At 54.7% G+C, this 21,995-nt stretch carries 19 protein-coding genes; 4 read left to right on the forward strand and 15 right to left on the reverse strand.

The window, feature by feature from the left end; all coding sequences use genetic code 11:
* The 7 genes from ACT3XD_RS06235 to ACT3XD_RS06265 form a co-directional block, all read right to left on the reverse strand.
* On the reverse strand, positions 1-998 hold a 998-nt coding region (locus tag ACT3XD_RS06235), incomplete at its 3' end, for a UvrD-helicase domain-containing protein (RefSeq protein ID WP_444280548.1).
* Positions 999-1,712: 714 nt separating this feature from the next.
* The gene (locus tag ACT3XD_RS06240; protein WP_225736079.1) at positions 1,713-2,690 is read right to left on the reverse strand and encodes an RES family NAD+ phosphorylase; all 978 of its coding nucleotides are present in this window, start codon (positions 2,688-2,690) and stop codon (positions 1,713-1,715) included.
* A 50-nt stretch (positions 2,691-2,740) separates the two neighbouring features.
* Complete coding sequence (locus ACT3XD_RS06245) at positions 2,741-3,676, reverse strand: sce7725 family protein (protein ID WP_192537352.1); 936 nt, start codon at positions 3,674-3,676, stop codon at positions 2,741-2,743.
* A 7-nt stretch (positions 3,677-3,683) separates the two neighbouring features.
* Complete coding sequence (locus ACT3XD_RS06250; RefSeq protein WP_192537354.1) at positions 3,684-4,616, reverse strand: sce7726 family protein; 933 nt, start codon at positions 4,614-4,616, stop codon at positions 3,684-3,686.
* Between the two features lie 166 nt (positions 4,617-4,782).
* Positions 4,783-6,360: a glutamine-hydrolyzing GMP synthase gene (gene guaA / locus ACT3XD_RS06255; protein ID WP_192537357.1), complete on the reverse strand. Its 1,578-nt coding sequence runs from the start codon at positions 6,358-6,360 to the stop codon at positions 4,783-4,785.
* 94 nt (positions 6,361-6,454) lie between these two features.
* Positions 6,455-7,924 carry an IMP dehydrogenase gene (gene guaB / locus ACT3XD_RS06260; RefSeq protein ID WP_192537359.1) on the reverse strand — a complete coding sequence of 490 codons (1,470 nt, stop codon included), beginning with the start codon at positions 7,922-7,924 and terminating at the stop codon, positions 6,455-6,457.
* A gap of 204 nt (positions 7,925-8,128) precedes the next feature.
* On the reverse strand, positions 8,129-8,638 hold the full coding sequence (locus tag ACT3XD_RS06265; protein ID WP_192537360.1) for an opioid growth factor receptor-related protein: 510 nt from the start codon (positions 8,636-8,638) through the stop codon (positions 8,129-8,131).
* 108 nt (positions 8,639-8,746) lie between these two features.
* Between ACT3XD_RS06265 and xseA the strand changes: the two genes are divergently transcribed.
* Positions 8,747-10,087 carry an exodeoxyribonuclease VII large subunit gene (gene xseA / locus ACT3XD_RS06270; protein ID WP_192537361.1) on the forward strand — a complete coding sequence of 447 codons (1,341 nt, stop codon included), beginning with the start codon at positions 8,747-8,749 and terminating at the stop codon, positions 10,085-10,087.
* A 21-nt stretch (positions 10,088-10,108) separates the two neighbouring features.
* Here xseA and ACT3XD_RS06275 read toward each other — a convergent pair whose 3' ends face one another.
* Together ACT3XD_RS06275 and ACT3XD_RS06280 are read right to left on the reverse strand one after the other, a co-directional pair.
* Complete coding sequence (locus tag ACT3XD_RS06275; protein WP_192537362.1) at positions 10,109-10,681, reverse strand: carboxymuconolactone decarboxylase family protein; 573 nt, start codon at positions 10,679-10,681, stop codon at positions 10,109-10,111.
* Positions 10,682-10,721: 40 nt separating this feature from the next.
* Positions 10,722-12,047, reverse strand: coding sequence for an aspartate aminotransferase family protein (locus tag ACT3XD_RS06280; protein ID WP_192537363.1), 1,326 nt, complete (start codon positions 12,045-12,047; stop codon positions 10,722-10,724).
* Between the two features lie 183 nt (positions 12,048-12,230).
* Here ACT3XD_RS06280 and ACT3XD_RS06285 point away from each other — a divergent pair, with 183 nt between their 5' ends.
* Positions 12,231-13,133: a MurR/RpiR family transcriptional regulator gene (locus ACT3XD_RS06285; protein ID WP_192537364.1), complete on the forward strand. Its 903-nt coding sequence runs from the start codon at positions 12,231-12,233 to the stop codon at positions 13,131-13,133.
* 128 nt (positions 13,134-13,261) lie between these two features.
* Here the strand turns inward: ACT3XD_RS06285 and ACT3XD_RS06290 are convergent, their stop codons facing one another.
* The 3 genes from ACT3XD_RS06290 to ACT3XD_RS06300 form a co-directional block, all read right to left on the reverse strand.
* Positions 13,262-14,455, reverse strand: a complete 1,194-nt coding sequence (locus ACT3XD_RS06290) for a DUF3618 domain-containing protein (RefSeq protein ID WP_192537365.1) — start codon at positions 14,453-14,455, stop codon at positions 13,262-13,264.
* The gene (locus tag ACT3XD_RS06295) at positions 14,452-14,889 is read right to left on the reverse strand and encodes a phage holin family protein (RefSeq protein ID WP_192537366.1); all 438 of its coding nucleotides are present in this window, start codon (positions 14,887-14,889) and stop codon (positions 14,452-14,454) included. The genes ACT3XD_RS06290 and ACT3XD_RS06295 overlap by 4 nt, the downstream gene beginning before the upstream one ends.
* A 154-nt stretch (positions 14,890-15,043) precedes the next feature.
* The gene (locus ACT3XD_RS06300; RefSeq protein ID WP_192537367.1) at positions 15,044-15,832 is read right to left on the reverse strand and encodes a hypothetical protein; all 789 of its coding nucleotides are present in this window, start codon (positions 15,830-15,832) and stop codon (positions 15,044-15,046) included.
* A 720-nt stretch (positions 15,833-16,552) separates the two neighbouring features.
* Here ACT3XD_RS06300 and ACT3XD_RS06305 point away from each other — a divergent pair.
* Entirely contained in the window at positions 16,553-17,407 is an 855-nt protein-coding gene (locus tag ACT3XD_RS06305; RefSeq protein WP_192537368.1) for an SDR family oxidoreductase, read from the forward strand.
* A 94-nt stretch (positions 17,408-17,501) separates the two neighbouring features.
* Here the strand turns inward: ACT3XD_RS06305 and argA are convergent, their stop codons facing one another.
* From argA to ACT3XD_RS06320, 3 genes are all read right to left on the reverse strand, one after another.
* Positions 17,502-18,818 carry an amino-acid N-acetyltransferase gene (argA, locus tag ACT3XD_RS06310; RefSeq protein ID WP_192537369.1) on the reverse strand — a complete coding sequence of 439 codons (1,317 nt, stop codon included), beginning with the start codon at positions 18,816-18,818 and terminating at the stop codon, positions 17,502-17,504.
* Between the two features lie 150 nt (positions 18,819-18,968).
* On the reverse strand, positions 18,969-20,234 hold the full coding sequence (locus tag ACT3XD_RS06315; protein ID WP_192537370.1) for an inorganic phosphate transporter: 1,266 nt from the start codon (positions 20,232-20,234) through the stop codon (positions 18,969-18,971).
* Between the two features lie 9 nt (positions 20,235-20,243).
* Positions 20,244-20,924, reverse strand: a complete 681-nt coding sequence (locus ACT3XD_RS06320; protein WP_018918008.1) for a TIGR00153 family protein — start codon at positions 20,922-20,924, stop codon at positions 20,244-20,246.
* A 136-nt stretch (positions 20,925-21,060) separates the two neighbouring features.
* Between ACT3XD_RS06320 and ACT3XD_RS06325 the strand changes: the two genes are divergently transcribed.
* Complete coding sequence (locus tag ACT3XD_RS06325; RefSeq protein ID WP_192537371.1) at positions 21,061-21,948, forward strand: CYTH domain-containing protein; 888 nt, start codon at positions 21,061-21,063, stop codon at positions 21,946-21,948.
* Positions 21,949-21,995: the final 47 nt, after the last annotated feature.

Raw genomic sequence — 21,995 nt, forward strand, 5'->3', positions numbered from 1 at the left:
CGGTCAACCACATAGGCCAACTGATGCCCAAACTTACCAAGTATCAAAGTTGGTAGTCGACCATTCCGCTGGCAGGCCTCAGGATCGGGAAGACTCCCATCATCATCTATATTGATTCCGTCAGAGAGCGAGGCAGCGAGTGTCGCAATCTCACGAGTATTTCGATAATTTATGTTTAGCCTAAAGCTCCGTGTGGGTACTATTTCAATACCAGCTTCCGACCAAGGTGCTCCTCGTGGATATATTCGTTGTGCTGAGTCTGTAACGATTGTGATAGTAGCGTCTTCTGCAGCGTGGCGGACAACCGCGCGTAGTTGATTGGCGGAAAGATCCTGCGCCTCGTCTACAACGATCACGTCATACTTGAATCTAGGTTCGGCTCGCATCATATCCACGGCGAGATCGTTGAAATCTCTAACACCGTTCGATTGCTTCCACTCAAGGTAGGGAACTACAACCTCATCTAGCAATTTCCTGCGCACATCATTCGGCATCGCAGGAGATCCGCCGCGACCACTACGCCTGATCATTGGATATTCATCCAGACGCTCAGGTGGGAGCCTTCCCAGTAAATACTCAACCTCGTCTACAACAAATGATGTGTCGCGGGGAAATGAAATGGCAAGTTGGCTAAGATATCTTCGTGCTTCATTCGCGCTATTCATCCCTAATGTATTTAGTGTGTCTATTGCCCACCTATCGAAAGTCGAAATAAACATGCGCACATCGCCCGCATAATCCGCCATTTCATCTTCAGCAACGACTTGTAAATAGCTACGCAATGAGTTGTTGAAAGCGAGTACTAATACGTTTGCTGGCAATCGATTATCGTTACGCAGTTGATTTACTGCTGCGCCTGTCGCAGCCCTAAGCGCCAGCAACGCAGTAGTAGTCTTGCCACTTCCGGCAGCACCGCGAATGAGCGAAGCTCCGGTCTGAATCCGCCTGACTATAGTGATTTGCTCGGGTGTTGGCTGAACCCGCTTAAGTACCCGCATAACCAAAATGCCCCTGGCAGGATGATAGACACATGAATATTTAGCGTATCATGCATTTTTTTAGTACGTTAAGCCATCACAACCACATAACGTCGAAAAGACCTCTGAACTTTCCACTTCGCAATGGAGGGCCCACACTAAACGATGCACAATCTTTTGATAGAAAGTATGGTTTATCTGAGCCAGGGTAGAAACATATCGCGTAGCTATGCCAACTGTGTCTTGGCGCAGCGGAAAAGAGATTTATCACTTTACTCCAGTCTTCAGGAGGACCTGTGCTTCATCGTGAACCGCATTGCACCACAAAGGGCTGGGCCCATTTTACTCGCGGCGGCGTTAATCGTCGTTGATTTGGAATAAACAAACCGCTCTCCTTCTGCCTTGCCGCGAATAAAAACGGGCACCAGCGCGGCAATGAGTGAAACATCAACGGGCCCTAGGTTCATCTCAACGTATTTATCAAAATTAAACCGTTTTGGTACAGGAAAAAGAAAGAATATCCCACTCGGCTACCAATGTACGTACTTCGACCTGGAAAGCAGCCATTAGTTAAGTATGCTCGAAAAGCGGCATAATGTGGAAAAACTCATTGAGCGAGTTGTACTAATCTAGGGGGAGGTCAGTGGCACTTCAAACTAATGATAAAAACGATCTTTCATTGGTGATTGAAGCTGACGCTCACCAGAACCGTAGCTATAAGAATGTGCGTTTATTTCAGAGGGCGGCTACTTTGACCGAAACTTTGAACACGCTGTAGAGTTCCACTTCCCCGCCGACAGCCTTTTCGGGATCAAACAGTGCGAGATTGATGCCGTCGCTAACTGAACTACGATAGACCACACCGTCGAACCCTTTCTTCTTAATAAACTCACACAGATACTGGCTCGGAATGTAGTCGATTGCCGCACCAGTCGGCTGAACAGGTCGAGTCAATTCCTCGCCAAGACGCTCAAGGAATGGCAAATCGGCGCGCAGTTGGTCAATTGCACTAGACTCGGAAAAGATGAAAGGTGAAACGAGCTTGCGCGGATTGCGCAAGTCCACTGCTTTAATCTCTGGGATCGTGAAATCGGCAACGCAAGCAATCTCACCGGTATGAGGTCTGATCTCGGCCACTGCAGTTTCGGGGAGTGATCCCAGATAAAGATAGGGAATGCCTGCTGGATTAGCTCGGCCATGTGATGAGCGTCTTTTCGGTGGCGCCCCCATCTTTTCAATTTGAAAAACCTCGTCTTCGGTTCGGATGCGCGCTCGATACCATTGCCGGGGCAATTGCCGCGCCAACAGCATCTCGAGGAGTTCACGGAGACGCTCTTGGTCGATTTCAACATCAAGAAACCAGCGATTGGCATACATCATCTCGTCACGCAGCTTATCCCACTGCGCGAGGCCTTCACTGATATAGCTTGAAGACGGTGCAAAACCTTTTCTTACGATTTCACCATCATCGAGAATCTCGCCAAGCAGCTCCTTAGCGTGGGCGGTGTCCATGCGCCTATGACTGAAAAGCTGCCAATCCTCCTTCATCCATTCAACCAGTAGCTTACCACCCTCACTAGGCTCATAGACGTTAACTAGGAGTTCAAAATAATTGGCGAGCTTAAAAGGCTCTACCAGTTGGGTATCTGCGGTGCCACAGAAATCGCAGGTTCCATGATCGGGATCGAGAGACGGGAAGAGCTCATCACGCAAGGCACGATCATCGAAGCACTCCGGACAACAGAATCGCTTTGACATAGAACTCAGCCACAATAGTTGGCAAGCGTCTCAATGTGGTGCTTCATCGAGAGCTTTTTAATGTAACCGAGGCCTGGAAAATGGCCTTTAGCATGAAGGGCGCGAAATTCCTTAATCGCCTCGGTTTCGCGAATGTGGGAGGTGCCGCTATCTAGTTTTGCGATCAACTTTTCCAACGCCTGAGCGAACTTGCCAGCAGGGTCGGTTGGAGTGTCATTTGTATTCGAGACAAAATGATAGATGTACATGACATCGTCCTTGTCAGGATCGATGAAGGTTAAGTGGATCGCTACAGCATAAGCCGGGCCACCACTCTCGCTGTAAACGTCACCCGCAATCAGAAAGTCACCGAAGCCCGCCATACCAAGTTCACCACAAGTGACATGGAGGTCTGAAAATTCCTCTATAGGCGGATAATCGGCATTGCGCTGCCGCTTGAAGCCATCGCGCACGAGAATGCGCTTGCTCTGATCAAAATGCTTACGGTAGAGCAGCTTTGCATGGTCTTCGATGAAGACGTTGGTGAGGCTGGGCATGTCATTCTCCAGCACAACCGCCAGCGCCTTGGGGGCTGTAAATCCCCCGTGGACTAATACGGGACGATGATCGGCATGTTGGTCATAGCAGGCCATCACTTCGTCGGCATTCATGTCATTACGTAGCAAAATGCCTGCGGAGATATTATCAACGCCGCTAAAGTCTACTTGGAGGAGACCGGTGATACTCGCTCCGTCTTCCTTATGGTCACCGTGATAAGGGTTTACAATCACAATAGCGTGCCCACCGGCGTCGCATATTGCAGTCAAGGTCTTCTTAAGACTATTAAGCGACTCCCTTACTGGTTCAATTACAGGTACAAAACTCTTTTCAGCGAGTAATTCTGACATTTCGCGAATAGTAATGAGTTCGAATTGTTTTCCGCGGAAGTATGGATAATACATACGTATGTCAGCTCCAAGTCATAGCTCGATGTAGCGGAGTCTTAATGGCATCGATCAGTCTCGAATGATCCGAACGACGCACCGATATAGACAGCGCCGCAGCTTGCAAGGACTTAGGCAAACTATCAACGAAGTCGCTTAGTAGTGCAAGATTGCGCGTCCGTTTGAGCGTACGCACCATCTCTGCATGTAACGCAACCGGGTCTAGCTCAGCGAAAAAGGCTCGCAACATCGCATGTCTCTGCGTATTGGGAACCTCCGGCACTATAACACCCATTGCTTGCAAAATTGTGATAGCTTCAGCCATGCGCAACGACTCAAAAACGGTTACTGGGCAGATTCGCGCCGGGCAGTCTACCGCTTCGCGCACCGTTGTGATTCGATAGCGGTTTGAAAGGCACATTACACCTACATCGCTCGGAACCGTTCGCATTATTCCTGCTACATGACCTTCACTAGCGATCACATTCACTTTGGCGAAAACTCGTTTGTAATCCTCGACTTGATGGTCAAGGCGTGCAAGAGAATCACGCTCCGACTTGATTTCATAGACGGTGGCAGTGCCATTCAAAATGACGAGATCAGCCTTACTACTGCCTGCACGAAACTCATTGAGCATCGAAGCTGTGCGCAGGGAATGTTTTCCCATTAACACTTTCTGGCTAATCGCTGCTCGATAGATATATTCGTCGCGCTGTCCCACGACCTTTAAAATCTCGAATGCAGAGTCGAATGTATCGCCCACAGTCCCATATGGGTCGGCATGCTCAAGCAGATTGGCTTGCCCGAGCAGCCGACGGAATAAGCTAGATTGGCCTTTTTTCGCCATCTCGCGGAAAACAGCGGCGGAGAACAGTCGAGTCAAGGCGGACAGTTGCGATGTACTATAAATGTTCCTTCTCCTACTTAAGCCGTCCACTTCGAACCAAGCAGGGTGCATAAGTAATAACCTCCCCCCGCCTCTAGCAAGAACGGCAGCATCCTTTTCCACCGTTCAGAGCCACAATTTCATCCTTACCTATCTTCAATACTAAGCGTAGACCCAGCATTAAAGATTTTTTGCCAGGTTACATAAATGGCATCCCATGCAAATATTAAGCTGGTACTCACTCCCACTCAATAGTAGCAGGCGGCTTACTACTCACATCATAAGTCACCCGCGAAACCCCACCCAACTCATTGATGATGCGGTTGGAAACGGTCTCCAACAGCTCATAGGGCAGGTGCGCCCAGCGGGCGGTCATGAAGTCGATGGTTTCTACCGCGCGGATGGCGATGACCCACTCGTAGCGGCGGCCGTCGCCGACGACGCCTACCGATTTCACCGGCAGGAACACGGCGAATGCCTGACTGGTTTTTTCGTACCAGCCGGAGGCGCGCAGTTCTTCGATGAAGATGGCGTCAGCTTCACGCAGAATGTCGGCGTACTCTTTCTTCACTTCACCCAGAATACGCACGCCCAGGCCCGGCCCCGGGAAGGGGTGGCGGTAAACCATGTCGTAGGGCAGGCCGAGTTCCAGGCCGAGTTTGCGCACTTCATCCTTGAACAGCTCGCGCAGCGGCTCGACCAGCTTAAGTTTCATGGTTTCCGGCAGGCCACCCACGTTGTGGTGGGATTTGATCACATGCGCCTTGCCGGTTTTGGAGGCAGCGGATTCGATCACGTCCGGGTAGATGGTGCCCTGGGCCAGGAACTCGACGCCTTCAATCTTGCTGGCTTCTTCATCGAACACATCGATGAACGTGTTGCCAATGATCTTGCGCTTGGCTTCCGGGTCTTTCTCGCCTTTTAGCTTGCCCAGGAACAGGTCTTCAGCGTCTACACGGATGACCTTCACGCCCATGTGCTTGGCGAAGGTTTCCATTACCTGGTCGCCCTCTTGCTTACGCAGCAGGCCGTTATCGACGAATACGCAGGTCAGCTGGTCGCCAATCGCTTTGTGTAGAAGTGCTGCTACTACAGAAGAGTCCACGCCGCCGGAGAGGCCGAGCAGTACGTGACGGTCGCCTACCTGCTCGCGTACGCGCTGTACCTGATCTTCGATGATCTGGGCAGGCGTCCACAGCTTTTCGGCTTTACAGATATCCAGCACGAAGTGCTCAAGAATCCGCTGGCCTTGCAGCGTGTGAGTCACTTCCGGGTGGAACTGTACGCCGTAGAACTGCTTCTCTTCCCAGACCATCGCCGCAATCGGGCAGCTGGGTGTGGAGGCAGTGATGGTGAACTCGGCAGGCGCCTTGGCTACCTTGTCGCCGTGGCTCATCCATACGTCCAGCAGGGCTTTGCCGGTGGCGGCGTCTACGTGGTCTTTGATGTCTTTGAACAGCACGTTTTCAGCGTCAATGCTGATTTGCGCGTAGCCAAACTCGCTCTTGTTGGAGCCTTCCACCTTACCGCCCAACTGCTCGGCCATGGTCTGCATGCCGTAGCAAACGCCAAACACGGGCAGGCCCATTTCGAACACGCACTGCGGCGCACGCGGGGAATCCAGCTCGGTCACGGACTCGGGGCCACCGGCCAGGATGATGCCGTTGGGGTTGTACTCGCGGATCTCTTCTTCGGTAATATCGAAGGCGCGAACCTCAGAAAATACGCCGATTTCGCGTACCCGGCGGGCGATCAGCTGGGTGTACTGTGAGCCGAAGTCGAGAATCAGGATCTTGTGAGCGTGGATATCATTCATGGCGGTGTCTCGAGTAAGCAGTGGAGGTGCTGCTGGTAAGGCTAAAAAGCAAGCGGCGGGGCAAAGCCCGCCGCCATTCAACTAAAAGCGCTGGTTAGCTCACCCGGTAGTTGGGAGCTTCTTTAGTGATCTGCACGTCGTGAACGTGGGATTCGTTAAAGCCAGCACCGGTAATCTGGACAAATTCCGGCTTGGTGCGCATTTCCTGAATATCGCGGCAGCCGGTGTAGCCCATGGAGGCGCGCAGCCCGCCCATCATCTGGTGAACGATGGCGCTCATCATGCCTTTATAAGGTACGCGGCCTTCGATGCCTTCGGGCACCAGCTTCTCGGCACCGGCATCCTTATCCTGGAAGTAGCGGTCGGCGCTGCCCTGGTTCTGCGCCATGGCGCCCATGGAACCCATGCCACGGTAGGCTTTATAAGTACGCCCCTGGAACAGCTCGACTTCGCCCGGCGCTTCTTCGGTACCGGCCAGCAGGCCGCCGACCATTACGGCACTGGCGCCAGCGGCAATTGCCTTGGCCAAGTCGCCAGAGAAGCGTACGCCACCGTCGGCAATCAACGGAATGTCGTACTCTTTAAGCGCAGCGGCCACGTTGGAAACCGCGGTGATCTGCGGCACGCCCACACCTGCCACAATACGCGTGGTGCAGATGGAACCCGGGCCGATGCCTACTTTCACGCCGTCAGCACCGGCTTCGGCCAGTGCTTTAGCAGCGGCGGCGGTAGCGATGTTGCCACCGATCACCTGAATGTCCGGAAAGTGTTCTTTGATCCAGCTAACGCGGTCGATAACGCCTTGGGAATGGCCGTGAGCGGTATCGACGATGATGACGTCAACGCCAGCTTCGGCAAGCGCAGCAACGCGGTCCGGGGTTTCCGGGCCGGTACCTACGGCAGCGCCTACTAATAGGCGGCCATCGCTGTCTTTAGCGGCCATCGGGTAGGTGCGGGCTTTTTCGATATCCTGGAAAGTCACCAGGCCACGCAGATGGAAGGCGTCATCGACAATCAGCATTTTCTCAATGCGGTGTTCGCGCATTTTGGCTTTGCTGGTTTCAAGGTCGGTGCCTTCCTTAACGGTAATCAGCCGCTCACGCGGGGTCATGATATCGGCCACGCTGTCGCCGACGTTCGGCTGAAAGCGCATATCACGCTCGGTCACGATACCCACCAGCGTTTCGCCTTCCACCACCGGGAAGCCTGAGAAGCCGTACTCTTTCGCCATCGCGAGAAGGTCTTCAAGCTTGGCCTTGGGGCTAACGGTGACCGGGTCTTTAACAATGACGCTTTCGTGCTTTTTGACCTTGCGGACTTCGGTAGCCTGCTGGGTCATGGTCATGTTCTTGTGGATGATGCCGATGCCGCCTTCCTGAGCCATCGCAATCGCCAGACGCGCTTCGGTCACGGTGTCCATTGCAGCAGAAACGAGCGGGATATTAAGCGAGAGATTGCGGGTCAGGCGGGTTTTGAGACTGACATCCTTGGGGAGGATATCGGAGAAGCCAGGAACGAGAAGTACGTCATCGAACGTAAGCGCTTCTTGGGCCATACGTAGCATAGCGGCAACACCCAATGTGATGTGGGAAGAAGGGGCGTGAAAAGTTAATCCCCCATTATAGCGTTTTGAGGGGCGCCCCAGCAATGTCGTCACGCTGCTGAATTTATACCTATGGCTAATAAGCCATGTGCGTTTGCTGTTAAGTCACTGCCTTACGCCTGACGGGAAAACGCGTGATGATCCGTGTTTTATGTCATGCGCCGACTACTGATGCGCGCTAAGCCAGTATTGAATAGACGCATCCGAGACGATGCCTTGCTCAGAACCAATGCGCACTACGGCTTCCTGCAGGGCAAGTGCTAGCGCCTGTTGATGGCAATGTGCCAAAGAGCGAATCATGCGCGAAATACGCAGGTGATTATGCCCTCCCGCCTTGAGCCAAATATGTTCGCGCATATTAAGTCCCGGCTGGGCGGTGATCGTAAACCCATCTCGCGCCAGGCCTAAAAAGCTCAGCATCACATCCAGCGACGTTCGCTGGCGTTCACGTAACGCGCTATCGTCTTTAAAGGCATCCCTTTCAATAACCGTTAGCGGGGGCGCAAAACCATTAAAACGGCCAACCTCGGGAATCGGAAAAAGCCACTGAATATAGTCGTGGGTATGCTCCAGCCAGAAAGGCGATAAGGCCCAGATAGCATCGATGTAGCGCCCCTGATGATCCGTTGCCTCGCCACGGTAAAAATCGATAAGCGGTGTGGTGTGGTGGCTCATGGCATTTCCTCGTGCTCGCCTTGGGTAATACAATGATATTGTGTAATAACATCGCCATGTTACGCGGTTAGCCGCAAAGATACCTGAACCCCAGTGCAAGGGACGACCATGAACCCAGCAACATCCACCGCCCTTTCTGTCAGCGAGCTAAACAAGCAGGCCCGCCAGGCGCTTGAGCGCGATGTGGGCGAGGTGTGGGTGGAAGGCGAGCTTTCTAACGTTTCGCGCCCGGCCTCGGGGCATATCTACTTCACGCTTAAAGATGACCGCGCCCAGGTGCGCTGCGCGCTGTTTCGTCAGCGGGCGCGCTTTGTGTCGGCGCCCATGCGCGATGGTGACCAGGTAAAACTGCGCGGGCGGGTGTCGCTGTTTGAGCCACGCGGTGACTACCAACTGATTGCCGAAGCCGTGCAGGCGGCAGGGCTTGGCGAGCTGCTGGCCGCGTTTGAGCGCCTCAAAGCCCAGCTGGACGGTGAAGGCGTGTTTGCCAATACGCGCACCCTGCCCTTTCCGCCGCGCAAGATTCTGATTTTAAGCTCGGCCACCGGCGCGGCCATTCGCGATGTGCTGGCCGTTTTGGCGGCTCGTTGGCCCTTGGCGGATGTCACACTAATCCCGGTGCCAGTGCAGGGTGTGGAAGCGGCACCGGCAATGATCGCAGCACTTGGGCTACTCAACCGCCAGGCACGGCTGGACCCTGAGCGCGATGTGGTACTCATCACCCGGGGCGGCGGCAGCCTGGAAGATTTATGGGCGTTTAATAACGAACATTTGGCCCGGGCGATTTTTCATTCACGCCTGCCAGTGATGTCGGCGGTAGGCCACGAGGTGGATGTCACGCTCGCGGATTTTGCCGCCGATGTTCGCGCCCCAACCCCTTCGGCCGCCGCCGAGCGCCTGGTGCCGGATCAACACGCTTTGAAGCGCCAGTTGGCTGACCAGCAAAGCCGCCTGCACCGCGCCATGCAGCGCCGCTTGGAGCGCGATAGCCAACAGCTGGATAGCCTGCGTGCCCGGCTCAGGCACCCCGGCGAGCAGTTAAACCGCCAGCGCCAGCACGTGGCAACGCTTGCTCAGCGTTTAACTCGCGCCATGCAGCAAACCCTTGCCCAGCAGCAGGCACGGGTAACGCAACTGGGCAAGCGCTTGGCGAGCCAGGACATGGCGCGCCTGCACCGCGCCGAAAGCGAACGGGTGAGTCAACTGAACCGCCGTCTGGAAAACGCCATGCAGCGCCAGCTTCAACGCCAGCAGGCGCGTTTAACCAGTGCGGCGCGGGAGCTTAATGCCATCAGCCCGCTGGCGGTGCTGGGCCGGGGCTATGCGATTGCTCAGGATGACAAGGGCCAGGTCGTGCGCCGTGCCGAGGAGACCCAGCCAGGTCAGAAGCTCTCGCTACGCTTGGGTGAAGGCAGGCTGAGTGTTGAGGTAAAGCGGCGGTTTAAGTAAGCAGCCCGAGACCTTAGCTTGCTATACAGGCGGCGGTGTTAGTGAAAACAGCCCTGGATTCGACCGGGCCTCGGCTTGAATAGCCTCATCAATCGGCGTGTCGTAGGTCTTGAGTAGATATCCCAGCACCGAGTAGAAGCCGACCATGGCCATCAGGTCGATCACGGCCTTACGCCCTATCGCCTCAGCCAACGCTTCTTCCTGGTGGCTTGCCAGCATACGCTCGTCGAGTAGCGCATCCACTGCGTTAACAATCAGGCCATCAACGCCATCAATCGCTTCCGGCACGCCACGAATAGCGTCAATCCGCGCCTCGGAAAACCCTAGCGCCAGCGCACGGCTGATATGGTGCGCCCACTCATAGGCAGACCCCAGGCGAAAGCCTGCACGCAGAATCACCACCTCGGTTAACTCGGGGCCCAGGGCATTGTCCTTCACCACGTGCTGCCGCAACGGCGCCCAGGCATTTAGCAGGGCCGGATGGTGCGCCATGGTGCGGTAAACGTTCAAGCGCCCGGCAAAACCTTCGCGTAATTCCGCAGACTCTTCTGGCCAGTCGGCATCGGTCATCGGCGGGCAGGGTGACTGCTTCATCGTGGTATTTCCTCTTGGATTATTTGGCTATCGCGCCAGGTTATTCGGCTATTGCGGCGTCAACCGCTTGAGTGATCCGCTCAATGAGTAGATCGATCTCGTCCGCCTGGATGGTATATGGGGGTGCAAGCAGCACATGATCGCCATACACGCCATCAATGGTGCCGCCCATGGGATAGCTGATCAGGCCGCGTGCCATGGCCTGGCGTTTAATTTTGGCGTGAATCTTTCGAGCGGGGTCAAACGGGGTCTTTAGCTCGCGGTCGGCCACCAGCTCAATGCCCCGAAACAATCCCCTACCCCGAATATCGCCTACGTAAGGTGATGCACCCAGCGCCGCTTCAAGACCGCTTTGCAAGCGCGCGCCCATGGCGTTTACATTCGCCAGCGTTTCAGGCCGCGCGATGATCTCGACAACCTTATTCGCCGCAGCCGCCGCGACCGGGTGGCCAAGGTACGTATGCCCATGCTGGAAAAGGCCGGAGCCGTTGGCGAAGCTATCATAAATAGCGGAGGACAATAGCACAGCCCCAATCGGCTGGTAGCCGCCGCCCAGGCCTTTGGCCACGGTGAGAATATCGGGCGTGATGCCGTCCTGCTCGCAGGCGAACATGGTGCCCGTGCGCCCCATTCCGCACATGACTTCATCGAGAATCAGCAACACGCCGTACTGATCGCAGATTTTCCGCACCCGCTTGAAGTAATCCGCCTCAGAGGCCACGGCGCCAAGCGTAGCCCCCACCACGGGTTCGGCCACAAACGCCATCACGCTTTCAGGGCCCAGCTCGAGAATCCTGGCTTCAAGCTCATCGGCAAGCCTTGCGGCATACGCCTCAAAAGATTCGTCGCTTGCCTTGTCACGATAGGCATAACAGGGCGAGACATGATGGGTTTGGGGCAAAAGCGGCTGGAACTGCTGCCTACGCATGGCGTTGCCGCCGGTGGCAAGCGCGCCCAGGGTATTGCCGTGATAGCTCTGGCGCCGGGCGATAATATGCCGCCGCTCTGGCCTGCCGGTTTCAACGAAATACTGGCGGGCCATTTTTAACGCGGCCTCTACCGCTTCTGAACCGCCGGAGACTAGGTAAACGTAATCCAGGCCATCTGGGGCCAGGTTCACCAGCTTCTCGGCCAGTTCCTCGGCGGCGTCCGTAGTGAAAAATCCGGTATGGGCGTAGCAGAGGTTATCAATCTGGGCGCGCATGGCCGCCAGCACTTCCGGGTGGCCGTGCCCCACACTCGTCACCGCCGCCCCGCCCGAACCATCCAGGTAGCGGCGCCCTTGGGTATCAGTGATATAGACGCCTTGCGCTGACGCCGCGTGCGGCAACGCCTGGCCAATACTGCGATGAAGAATACGCGCCATTATTATCGTTCCTTTTCAAACGCTACGTTCAGCGCAAGAGTGGCACGTTCCAACCCATTAATGCAACAATACAATCATTATATAATTTATTAAAACAAACGGATCATTGTTTTCGTTGAAAAGCCGCGTTTACACTCGTGCGCAATCATCTCAAGCCCTAGGCGTGTTAAGAGGCACCTTCCTATGCCACAAAGCCCTGTTTCACAGAGCGATCCGCTAAGAGAGCAGATCATTGCTCAGTTCGATGGTATGTCAGCCCAGCTGCAACAGGCAGCGCGCTACGTGCTTGAGCATCCGGAAGAAGTGGCCTTGGTGTCCATGCGCGAATTGGCGCGTTTGGCGGCGGTTCAGCCAGCCACCATGACGCGGCTTGCCAAAGTGCTGGGCTTTCAGGGCTATAACGAAATTCGCGCCCACTACGCACAAACGGTGCGTCAGCGAAACGATGGCTTTGCGGCGAAGGTACGCCAACGCGATGCTCAGGCGGCGAGCCCCCCAGGCAGTGATATCGCCTATCACATGTTGCACGGGTTAAGCGCCCAGATGGCAGCGCTCTGCGAGCCCGAGCAGCTCAAGCGCTTAACCGCCATGGCCGAAAGGCTCGCGGCGGCCAAAAAAGTCTATGTGTTGGGGTTACGCTCAAGTCATGTGGTGGCCTGGCATTTTCATTACGTGATGTCACTCTTAGGCGAGCGCTCGGTTCATCTTGATGGCCCTGCCGGAACGGGCGGCGACGCCTTGATTCGTGCAAAACCGGATGAGGTGGTGCTGGTCGTATCCATAAAACCCTACGCGCTGGATACGCTGACGCTTGCGCAGCTGGCAAAAGAGAAAGGCCTGTCTATTCTCTCGATTACCGATAGTGAGGTATCACCGCTGGCGGGAATTTCCGAGCATACGATTTACTGCGCCACGGAGAGCTACAGTTTCTTTCACACACTGGCCCCTGCCCTGGCCGTATCGGAAGTGCTCTGTACGCTGCTGGCCGAGCTCGATCGCCCTTCGGCATTGAAAGCCCTGCAGGACGCTGATGATCACCTGGCTCGTTTTAATACCTACTCAAATACGCTCCCTAGGCGGGAATGAGCAGTATCGCTTTAGCCAGCGTTGGCGCTGCGAAAGTACCTGCGAAAGTACCTGCGAAAGTACCGCACATAAAAAAGTGCCCGGCCTGGGCCGGGCACTACTTTTCATAAGAGGATAACGCTTACCGCTTACGGGGCTTTATTGGTACCTGAGCCCTGGGTGTTGCCGGAAGGCGTGTTCGAGCCCGCCAAGCCTGGTTCTCTAACGCCCTTTGAGGTGTCCGGCGTGGTGCCGGTAGTGCTTGAGCTAATGCCTGAGGCCGAGTTATGGCCTGGAGCCTGGCTGCTGGACGAAGGGCTTCCCGGCGTGGTGGAGCGAGACATTGACTGATCGTTATCGCTGGACGATGAATGCTGATTACCATGCGTATCGTCTTTCATATGCTCCGCCTTTTCATGGATCTTATCCTGGGCTCTATCTACCTGCTCCTGCCCCGCTTCCGCCGCTCTGTGCAGGGCGCGATCACGGTATTCGCCCATGTATTCATCCTCTTTGCGCGTGGTCGGAAACAGGCTTGCCAAGGCAGCGCCCAGAGCAACGCCTAAGGCGCCTACCACTAGCGGATGCTCCTGAACAAAATCAGATGAACTACTGCCCATGTGGCGGGCGCGTTCAGACATGTTGTGAAGATGATCCCGCGTACCGTGCTGAAGGTGGGATGTAGAATCGCGCATACTGCCTCCCATATGCTGTGCCTTTTCGCCAAGATGATGCGCTTTATCACCTATCTGATGCGCAACGTCTTTGGCTTTTTCACTGAAATGATGGGCTTTATCTTTGGCGCCCTCTTTCACGCTGCTCATCCGGCCTTTGCTATCGCCATGGGGCTCAGGGTTACCGGCGACGTAGCCTGGCGTACTGGTATAGTTCTGCGTACCGCCATGCGTATGCGTGCCTTCATGAACGGGAACACCCGGCGAGCCGTGAGAGCCGCTATATCCGGTAGACGCATGCTCATCCATATAGTGATGCGACGGTCCACGCTGATAGCGATGCCCCTGGTTCGGATTACGCTGGGCCATCATCAGCCAGCCAAGACCCGCAGTAGTCACTAAAAAAGGCACTGGGTTTTGCTTGATGGTATTACCCAGGTTGGACACAAACTCGTTGGCGCCACCTTGCCGGATATACTCATAGGACGTATTGAAAAGCTGCTGAGGAGAGAAGCGTTCCTCGATTTCGTGCAGAGTGGAGTCAAGGCGTTCACGCGAACGATGGATATCCTTTTCGATCTCTTCCGTACTTCGATGATCGGGGCGATGATCATGGCGCTCATCGTGAGTATGGTCACTGCGCTTATGATCGTGATCGTGGTCACTCATTTTAGCTCCTCCTTGACGTTGCGCTGATGCTCCTTGGCGAATTCCTTATCGTGACGCAAGCTACTGATCGTGCGATTAGGCATTAGATTGCGCGCCTGAAGCTGTTTCATACCGCCTTTAAGCATAATGAAGCCGATCAGTGTCACGACGACACCCACGATGATCGCGGATAGCCATGGCGTCATATCGGGTGGCAGCACTTCGTTTAGCACAAATACCAGCGCGGCAAGCAGCGTAAGAAAGCCGCCCAGCAGCACTGCGCCAGCAATTGCAATGGTCGCAATGCTCGCCATTACCTGATGCGTTTTTTCCGACACCTCGGCCTTGGCAAGCTCAGCTTCATTGCGCACTAGAGACGTTATTTCCTGCATGACCGTCGATAAAAGCGACCCGACAGACGATCCCTGCGATGAAGTTTTATGATCTGAATCCATTCGTAACCTCCTTTGCCCGGTAGTCAGGGCGCTTAGCTAGATGTTTAGACGCTCAACGGTTCTAAACCTGGCCTGGGTTAAGCAGTAGCTCATAAGGGGTTAATCAAAGCGCCTTAGAGCTACTATCACATTGCATAGAGGCTGTTTTAAACCGTCAGATACTTCCACCGGGACCGCTGGGTTTGTTCACTGAACCTGCACCACCCAAGGGGTCATTGGCCAAGCCTTGTGATGAGCCTGGCGACGTACTGGGAGAAGTACTGGACGAAGCCCCGGGATTTACTGTTGGACCGCGTGAAGTCCCCTGCAGCGACGAGCTTTGCTGGGTTGGGTCATGCGCCACCCCGGTAGAAGCGCCGTGCATAATGCCTGCCGAGGGATTGTCAGGCGTTGGCGACGAATGGCTGGAATATGCGCCCGAAGGCTGGTTGGAGTAACCGCTGGACGGGTGAGAATGATCATTTGATGAATGCGAATGCTGACCAGAACTGCGTAAAAAGCGTGTTAGCAAAAAGCCTGCAGCAATCGCGCCACCAAAGAAAAGAGCTGGCTCGCGACGGCTGTAGCTTTGCGCTTCCTGGCAAATACTTTTTAAGTCCTTGTCACGCAGTTTATTTGAGAGACGATCAGCGGTATCAGCAAGCTTTCTAACCTGTTGGGAGAAATAGGGCTGCTGCTGATTGTCGAACTCATCGGCCATTTTATAAAAGACGCTGGTAAATTTTTGCGTCTGCTCGGCAGCGGTATCACGCTGTTGGTTATAAAAGTGTTCAGCCTGATGCTGGGCTGCATCACTTACATCATGAACGGCATCCCGACCTTGCTGCTTTAGATGGTCGCTATTGGGAGAATGCGCTGTACCGTTATTCGATTGAGGCGAACCGGTAGCCGTATTCGGCGTAGATGAAGAACCTGGGTCAGCCTGTTTTCCATGATCAATCATTAGTCACTTCCTCCTTGTCGCTTCACTCATTAGCGACTGTATCGAACAAGTACGCTAGGTGAAACAAAACGAACTGGACCACTGCTACATTAATAAGCGCTTTATAAAGCATTCCGTTAGATATTTAATGGAACTCTTAATTTAAGCGTCTTTTCAATATAGTGCGCCTCCTTACCCTGTCAATTTATACCCCCACCCTCCTCCTAATAGCGAATAACTTTAATCATTATCAAAACAAATTTATTAACCTATATTAAAAACCTTACAACGCGCCATTTATTTTAATTTTACTTATAAATTACAAACACTTAAATAAATCCAGGCACAAGATTTAATATATGATCGATAACTTTATAAATTATTTTTCAACGCCAATGAATTCCCTTGCCCACAAGACACTGATTACTCTTTTATTGCGCCCCTACTTTATTAAGGCATCTTTATTAATAGCTTAACCGTCTCTCCGTGTAATCTTGATTTCAAGCTTGGCTAAATACCAACAACGCCATTTAGAGCCCCAGCATTAAAAAATCGATTATTTAATGCCACCACTATTAGAGTAGCGTTAACCACTAACATTAATAAAAAAGCCAGCTTAGTAAGCTTTCAATTTGGCTCTCTTTACAGGGGTGCGCTAGGGTAAATATTGACGTAACGGCCCCTGGGCGTCATCGCCTGCGGTGTTGGAAAGATTACTGTGCCAACAAGGAGTAATTGCACATGAGCGAGCAAAAACTACCGCCTCAGCATCAGGACGAACAGCCAGGCGATGAGCATGAAATGCGCCCCGAACCTGAGTTCATTCGCGATAGCTATCAAGGAACTCAAAAGCTTAAAGATAAGGTCGCTCTTATTACCGGCGGCGATAGCGGTATTGGACGTGCCGTTGCGGTGCACTACGCTCGCGAAGGCGCCGATAGCGTTATTGTTCATCTGGAGGAGGATAAAGATGCTGAGGATACTAAAGCGCTGGTAGAGGCCGAAGGCCGCAGCTGCCTGGTGCTAAAGGGCGATGTCGGTGACCCTGAGTTTTGCCGTGAGATAGTCAAGAAGACGTTGGATCACTTCGGCAAGCTCAATATTGTGGTCAATAATGCCGCCGAGCAGTACGACTGGAACGATCTGACCGAGGTGCCAGATGAGCAGATAATGCGCACCTTCCAGACCAATATCTTCAGCCACTTCTATGTGACGAAAGCCGCGCTGCCGCATCTGCAAAAAGGCGACACCATCATCGAGACCTCCTCTATCAACGCCTTTAAAGGCAACGATACGCTGATTGACTACAGTGCCACCAAAGGGGCGATTCAAGGGTTTATGCGCTCGATGGCCATGTCGTTGATGGATCGCGGCATTCGCGTTAACGCCGTGGCGCCAGGCCCAGTGTGGACCCCGCTGATTCCAGCAAGCTTCGATGATGAGAAAGTGGCCTCGTTTGGCGGCCAAGTGCCAATGAATCGCGCGGGCCAGCCCAGCGAAATGGGCCCCGCTTATGTGTATCTGGCAAGCGAAGATTCTTCGTATATGACCGGGCAGACCTTGCACCTTAACGGCGGGGTTATTCTAAACACCTGATGACCAACCGGGCGGGGCCAGCCAAAGGCCGCCCCGCCCCTAACAGCCCCCGATTTCACAACTCACTATTCCCAACTCATCATTCACCATCCCCCTATCCCGCCAACTTCTTCACCAACACTTTCGATTTACGTGCGTGGTTATAGGCTTCGCGCTTCAAGGGCGGCAAATCATCCAGGCTGGCCGTTTGAAAGCCGTGTTCCACAAACCAGTGGGCCGTGTGGGTGGTTAACACAAATATGGCGGTTAGCCCACGCTGGCGGGCGCGGCGCTCCAGGGCTTCCATCAAACGCTCTCCGCGCTCGCCCCCTCGGTAGCTGCCGTGTACCGCTACACAGGCCAGTTCGGCAATCGTGGTTTCGGGGAACAGGTGCAGCGCGGCGCAGCCAATCACCATGCCGTCACGCTCGATGACCATATAGTCATCAATTTCGTGCTCCAGGCGCTCGCGCGAGCGGGCCACCAGCATGCCGCGGCGCTCCAGAGGCTCAAGCAGCTCAAGCAGCCCGGCAATATCGTTTAGCTTGGCCGGGCGTAGCTGCTCGTAGCGGTGCTGGGTGATCATGGTGCCCACGCCGTCCCGGGTGAATAGCTCCCCCAGCAGCGCGTCGTGGTTGCGCCACGACAACAAGTGCGTGCGGGCCACACCCTCAAGTGCGGCGTTACACGCTGCCTGAAGGTGACGGGCAAGCTCGCTGCCGGGCAGCGCGCTCTCAAGTCTGGGTTCGGCATCGGCAGGGGTTAGCTGGCGCAGCAAGGCACCTTCTTCATCCTGCAGGCCTTCCGAGTCGCCCAGCAGTATCAGCTTATCGGCCTTGAGCGCCACGGCGGCGTGCTGGGCAACTTCTGCGGCATCCAGGTCAAATACTTCCCCCGTGCTTGAAAAGCCCAGCGGCGGCAGAAGCACTAACGAGCCTTTATCCAGCAGCCCTTCAATCGCGCTTGCGCGCACGCGGCGTACTTCGCCGCTATGGTCAAAATCGACCCCTTCACGCACGCCCAAGGGCTTGGCGGTGACCAGATTGCCGGAAATCACGCTGAGTTCAACGCCGTGAAGCGGCGTACTGGGTAGGCCGAGTGACAGGCGTGCTTCAAGCCAGAGCCGCTGGTGCGCGGCGACCTGCTCTACGTGAGTCATCACCGCACGGTCGGCCACCCAGCGGCCGTTAATGCGCGTAGGCTCAACGTTTGCCTGGGTAAGCGCTTCCTGTACCTGGGGGCGCGTGCCGAATACCACGACCAATCGCACGCCCAGCGTATGCAGCAGGGCTAAATCCTGAATGAGCTGTTCCCCGCGGCCAGACGCCATGGCTTCGCCTTCAATCAAGATGACAAAGGTTCGCCCCCGGTGCGCATTAATGTAGGGGGAAGCGTTACGAAACCAATCAACAAAGGGGAAGTGCTTATCCAAGGCCGCTCTCCGGCAGCAAGTGAAAGAAAAACTCTGCGTTTAAAATCTACTCGCTACTTTACCAGAGCACAAAAAACAGCGGCACCTTCTATTGCAAATTGGCTAACGCAAATCTGCATGAAGGTGCCGCTGAGAGTCAGGCGTTTACTGCTAGCCGAACATGCCTTTAAACATGAAGAAGAACACGATGGCCAGACCCGCGCCAGCCGGCAGCGTAATCAGCCACGAAATAACGATCGTGCCGATAACGCGCAGGTTAAGTGCCGCCATACCGCGTGCCAAGCCGACACCGAGTACCGCGCCGACCAAAGTGTGAGTCGTCGAAATTGGCAGGCCCGTGCCGGAGGCAACCACCACGGTGCTGGCAGCGGCAAGCGTTGCTGCAAAGCCACGGCTCGGGGTTAGCTCAGTAATCCCGGTGCCTACGGTCGCGATGACTTTATGCCCGTAAGTCACCAGGCCAAACACAATACCGCCACCGCCCAGCACTAGCACCCACCAGGGCACCAGCGCGGCGCTATCGATCATGCCTTCGCTGCGCACCACGCTAATGACGGCGGCCAGCGGGCCAACCGCGTTGGCCACATCGTTAGAACCGTGGGCGAACGCCATGGCACACGCGGTAAAGATCATCAACACACCAAACACGCGCTCTACATTGGCATAGCCAAAATGATCGTTGGCATTCTGGGTGTACTTGATACGCCGCTGCATGATGATGCCAAGGCCCATAATCAACACGCCAATCAAGATCGACAGCAACAGGCTCTGGCTAAAGGTAAGGTGTAAGCCAACATGGGAAAGCCCTTTGGTGAGCGTCACCATAGACACGATAAAGCCGACTAAAAACACATAGCCCGGCACATAGCGCTTGGCCGCCGCAAACGGGTCTGAGCTTTCAAATATCAGGTGGTGCACCGACTTAAACAGCATATAGCCGATGGTACCGGCGATCAGCGGCGAGACGACCCAGCTGGAAGCGATCTGGCCCACTTTGCCCCAGGCAACTGCATCCACGCCCAGGCCGACTGCGGCAAAACCCACGATAGCGCCGACAATCGAGTGCGTGGTGGAAACCGGCCAACCGCGGGCGGAAGCCACCATTAACCAGATACCGGCAGCCAAGAGCGCAGACAGCATGCCGTAAACCAGAAACTGTGGGTTCGCTTCAAGCAGGTTGGCGTCGATGATTCCGCCACGGATGGTGGCCGTTACCTCACCACCGGCAAGCCAGGCACCTAAAAATTCAAAAACAACCGCAATGATAATAGCTTGTTTGATGGTGATCGCTTTCGACCCCACCGAGGTTCCCATGGCGTTGGCGACATCGTTTGCACCGACCCCCCAAGCCATAAAAAAGCCAAACAAACAGGCCAGGATGATAAAAATATCACCGTGCTGGGCAATAATATGCATGAAATCCCCTTAGCGAGCGGTCAAAATCTGCAAGCGACTGCCCACACGCTCAGCGCGGTCGGACACTTCACCTACCCATTCGATGATCTTGTAAAGAAAGATCACATCGACGGGTGGCAGCTGGCTTTCAAGTTGAAAAAGCTGCCGACGAATGGCGACCTGCTGAGCGTCCGCCTGGTGTTCAAAGTTATGCAGTTCGCGAATCATGTTGTGCATAACATCGGAAACATTCCGCCCAAAGCCGGACTCAAGGAGTTCCATCAGCTCTTCAAGTGCTTGGCGCGCTTGAGCAACACATGCCACGCTAGTGATCATATAATCGCGCATCGGCTCGGCGAGCTCGTCAGGCACGCGCATTTTACGCCCCAGCATAATGCCGGTAATGTCGCGCACCTTGTTGGCGATTTTGTCCTGCACACTAATCAAATCCAGCAGATCGGACCGGGAAACCGGCAAAAACATGGTGCTGGGCAGGTTAAGCCGCAGGTCCGTTTTCAGCACATCGGCTTCGTGCTCTAAGCGGGTCACGTTTTCACGCAGCTCAGCAGCTTTATCCCAGTCGCCAGCAAGGGATGCTTCAAAAAATGGCAACAACTGATCGGCGCATTCATTGGCCTTGACGATGTGGGCCAGCAACGGCTGGAATGGCGAGCGGCCAAACATCGCAGAAAAAGGATTGGAGGTAACCATAGTGCCTTTTAGCCTGTTTTCGGGGAGCCTGGAAATGGCGACGCCAGTATAAAGAGTGCGCTCGCCGCCGTCATGAAAAGTTCATATTGGTAGCAAAAATTTCATCAGCATTTCACGTTTAAGAGTGGCTATTGTCATGAAAAATGCAACTCCTATTGAAGTAGAATTAAAGCTTGCCCTTGCGCCTGCAAGCATTGGGGCCTTGTTAAGCCACCCGTTACTCGCGTCTCAACCACCGCTCACCCAAACCCTCGCCAATACCTATTTCGATACCCCAACCAACGACTTAGCCAACGCCCGCGTGGCCGTTCGTCTGCGCCAGATAGATGAGCGCGTACTGCAAACCGTGAAAACGGCAGGCAAAGGTGGGGGCGGGTTATCCAGTCGCCAAGAGTGGGAATGGCCTGTCACTGGCAACCAGTTGGATCAGGAAGGCTTGGCCGCACTACCGCCCTTTCAAGGCGAGCTGGCCGAGCGGCTGGCAAGCCTTGCCCCCAAGCTGCGCACCGATTTTATCCGGCGTAGCTGGCAGTTGACCTGGCAAGGCAGTCATATTGAGTTGGTAATGGATGAAGGCGAGATCGAGAGCGGCGCTTATCGCACGCCTATTTGTGAGCTAGAGCTGGAGTTAAAAGCCGGTGATCCGGAAACCCTGTGGTCGTTAGCCATCGCGCTTGCCGAAAAGATCCCGCTTCGCCCGTCTGACAGCAGTAAAGCATCCCGCGGCAACGCCTTGGCTGCCCAGCAGTGGCCACTACCCGAGGCTACCACTCCCGCGCAATGGCTTCACCGGGCAACGCTTGCTCTGGATGCCTATCACGATAGCCAGCAAGGCCACTACCTTAACGTGGCCCAGGACGCGTTAGCCCAGTTGGCCGAACATCCAGGTTTGTCTGCCGACATGCAGATGCAGGCTAAAGCCTTACCGGCAGCGCTTCTGGGCGATGGCCAGCCCAGCATTGCCTATGGCGTTAATCTATTGACGCTTTCACATCGTTTAGCGCTGCAAAGCGCGCTAAGCTGACATTCATACTGTTTTAAGCGACATCGGTTCAGACCATGCGGGCTTGA

Source organism: Halomonas sp. AOP7-B1-5, from assembly GCF_052353045.1.
In the GTDB taxonomy this organism is placed as follows: Bacteria; Pseudomonadota; Gammaproteobacteria; order Pseudomonadales; family Halomonadaceae; genus Vreelandella; species Vreelandella colorata.

Bases quoted from the DNA above. Each gene is read 5' to 3' on its own strand.
- ACT3XD_RS06245 (WP_192537352.1), bottom strand. From the start codon at position 3,676: ATGTATTATCCATACTTCCGCGGAAAACAATTCGAACTCATTACTATT.
- ACT3XD_RS06250 (WP_192537354.1), bottom strand. From the start codon at position 4,616: ATGCACCCTGCTTGGTTCGAAGTGGACGGCTTAAGTAGGAGAAGGAAC.
- guaA (WP_192537357.1), bottom strand. From the start codon at position 6,360: ATGAATGATATCCACGCTCACAAGATCCTGATTCTCGACTTCGGCTCA.
- guaB (WP_192537359.1), bottom strand. From the start codon at position 7,924: ATGCTACGTATGGCCCAAGAAGCGCTTACGTTCGATGACGTACTTCTC.
- ACT3XD_RS06265 (WP_192537360.1), bottom strand. From the start codon at position 8,638: ATGAGCCACCACACCACACCGCTTATCGATTTTTACCGTGGCGAGGCA.
- xseA (WP_192537361.1), top strand. From the start codon at position 8,747: ATGAACCCAGCAACATCCACCGCCCTTTCTGTCAGCGAGCTAAACAAG.
- ACT3XD_RS06275 (WP_192537362.1), bottom strand. From the start codon at position 10,681: ATGAAGCAGTCACCCTGCCCGCCGATGACCGATGCCGACTGGCCAGAA.
- ACT3XD_RS06280 (WP_192537363.1), bottom strand. From the start codon at position 12,047: ATGGCGCGTATTCTTCATCGCAGTATTGGCCAGGCGTTGCCGCACGCG.
- ACT3XD_RS06285 (WP_192537364.1), top strand. From the start codon at position 12,231: ATGCCACAAAGCCCTGTTTCACAGAGCGATCCGCTAAGAGAGCAGATC.
- ACT3XD_RS06290 (WP_192537365.1), bottom strand. From the start codon at position 14,455: ATGAGTGACCACGATCACGATCATAAGCGCAGTGACCATACTCACGAT.
- ACT3XD_RS06295 (WP_192537366.1), bottom strand. From the start codon at position 14,889: ATGGATTCAGATCATAAAACTTCATCGCAGGGATCGTCTGTCGGGTCG.
- ACT3XD_RS06300 (WP_192537367.1), bottom strand. From the start codon at position 15,832: ATGATTGATCATGGAAAACAGGCTGACCCAGGTTCTTCATCTACGCCG.
- ACT3XD_RS06305 (WP_192537368.1), top strand. From the start codon at position 16,553: ATGAGCGAGCAAAAACTACCGCCTCAGCATCAGGACGAACAGCCAGGC.
- ACT3XD_RS06315 (WP_192537370.1), bottom strand. From the start codon at position 20,234: ATGCATATTATTGCCCAGCACGGTGATATTTTTATCATCCTGGCCTGT.
- ACT3XD_RS06320 (WP_018918008.1), bottom strand. From the start codon at position 20,924: ATGGTTACCTCCAATCCTTTTTCTGCGATGTTTGGCCGCTCGCCATTC.
- ACT3XD_RS06325 (WP_192537371.1), top strand. From the start codon at position 21,061: ATGAAAAATGCAACTCCTATTGAAGTAGAATTAAAGCTTGCCCTTGCG.